At 71.5% G+C, this 1,701-nt stretch carries 2 protein-coding genes and 1 pseudogene; all 3 read right to left on the reverse strand.

Annotation, left to right across the window (positions count from 1 at the left end):
- Nucleotides 1–2: 2 nt before the first annotated feature.
- Nucleotides 3–1,286 (reverse strand): MSMEG_0569 family flavin-dependent oxidoreductase, encoded by a 1,284-nt coding sequence (locus tag ACIKT0_RS17925; RefSeq protein ID WP_407106685.1) that lies wholly within the window; start codon nt 1,284–1,286, stop codon nt 3–5.
- A gap of 4 nt (nt 1,287–1,290) precedes the next feature.
- Entirely contained in the window at nt 1,291–1,578 is a 288-nt protein-coding gene (locus ACIKT0_RS17930; RefSeq protein ID WP_407106687.1) for an MSMEG_0570 family nitrogen starvation response protein, read from the reverse strand.
- Nucleotides 1,579–1,581: 3 nt separating this feature from the next.
- Nucleotides 1,582–1,701: pseudogene (locus ACIKT0_RS17935) on the reverse strand (acetamidase/formamidase family protein); the annotation flags it as partial.

The following is a 1,701-nucleotide window of genomic DNA, read 5'->3' on the forward strand; positions in this document are numbered from 1 at the left end:
TGTCAGATCGCGGCGGCGAGCGGCTGCGGCGCGCTGCTCGCCAGCCTGTCCCCGATCGCCTCCGCCAGATGAGTGGCGTCGGCGCCGACGCCCACGAAACGGCCGGAGCCCCAGGTGTGCAGCCAGGGAAGCCCCACGACGTAGAGGCCGTCGACGGAGGTGACGCCGCGCCGATGCGCCGGATAGCCCTCGGCGTCGAGGAACGGCAGGTCGACGAACGACCAGTCGGCCGAGAACCCCGTCGCCCAGACGACGCTGGTGATCCCCGCCGGCGCGAGATCGATCGCGCCGCCGCCCTCTCCTTCCGTCGGCCGCCAGACCGGCGCGTAACGCCCTCCCTCGGGCGCCGGTACCCCGCCCTCCGCGATGTGCCGGTCGATCAGGTCGCAGATGCCGTTGTAGACGGCGTCGGCGGCGTCCAGGTTGCGGGCGAGGTCAGGGCCGAACGCCATGCGTCCGCCCTCGCCCCCCACAAGCCGGCCGTGCAGCCGCATCCCCTCCAGCGCGAAGCGCCGGAGGTCGATGTCGCGGCCGCCGTCCCGGCCGGTCAGATAGTGGTTCGCCTGGCGCCGCACGCCCTCCTTCTTGGGGTGGCGCTCGACCGGCAGGTCGTACTGCCCGAGCTCGTCCAGCCATTCCACGGCGTCGCGCCCGCGATAGACCCGCGGGCAGCGCGGCGCGGAGCCGACGGCGAGATGCACCTTGCGGCCGGCGAGGTGCAGGTCCTCGGCGATCTGGCAGCCGGACTGGCCGGAGCCGACCACCAGCACGGCGCCGGGCGGCGGCTGGTCCGGATTGCGGTATTCGGAGGAGTGGATCTGGACGATCGACGGATCGAGCGTCAGCGCCAGAGCCGGGATCTTCGGCTTGTGGTAGCCGCTGACCGCCAGCACCACCGCGTCGGCGGTCACCACCCCCTCGCTGGTGGCGACCTCGAATCCGCGCCGCGCGTGCGGGGCGACCCGCTCGACTGCGACGCCTTCGCGGACCGGCGCGCCGACATGCCGGGCGAAGGCCTCCACATAGGCGACAATCTCGTCCCGGCCCATGAAGCCCTTGGGCTCGTCGCCCTGGTAGGGGAAGTCCGGCAGCCGGCATTGCCAGTTCGGGGTCACCAGGCAGAAGGCGTCCCAGCGCTGGGTGCGCCAGGAATGGCCGATCCGGTGCTTCTCGAACACGACGTGGTCGACGCCGCGCTTCGTCAGATGCGCGCTGACCGAAAGGCCCGCCTGGCCGCCGCCGACGATGACGACGGAGCGATGTTCGCCTGCTGCGTGGGAGGTCATGGCCTCACTCCTCGAAGGCTTGGACGAAGACATGCGCGTCCGGCTGGGCGCGGAAGCGGGCCGCGACGCTCTCGATCCGCGCCAGCTGGCCGAGCGCGCGCGAGCACGGGAAGCCGTAGCGGGCGGCGACGCGGTCGCTCGCGATGGTCAGCGCCTCCCGCGCCGAGGCCGCGAACGCCTCGACCGGATAGGCCTCCCCGACGCGGAAGAAGTCCTTGATGACCAGCGAGGGCGAGTAGCAGCTCTCGCGCGCGCCGTCGGGCCAGCGGATCACGAAGCGCATCTCAGGCATGGGGAACCCGCCGGTCCAGTCATAGGTCTCGACGATGAAGTCGTCGCCAGGCTTCACCCACGCCACCATCGGGATGTCAGGGTGCCAGCGATTGTGCACCATGTCGTTTTCATAGGCCGACTG

Origin of the sequence: Hansschlegelia beijingensis, from assembly GCF_045505405.1 — a bacterium.
Taxonomy (GTDB): Bacteria; Pseudomonadota; Alphaproteobacteria; order Rhizobiales; family Methylopilaceae; genus Methylopila; species Methylopila beijingensis_A.

Excerpts from the sequence above, each read along its gene's own strand:
- ACIKT0_RS17925 (WP_407106685.1), bottom strand. The coding sequence starts at position 1,286 with ATGACCTCCCACGCAGCAGGCGAACATCGCTCCGTCGTCATCGTCGGC.
- ACIKT0_RS17930 (WP_407106687.1), bottom strand. The coding sequence starts at position 1,578 with ATGCCTGAGATGCGCTTCGTGATCCGCTGGCCCGACGGCGCGCGCGAG.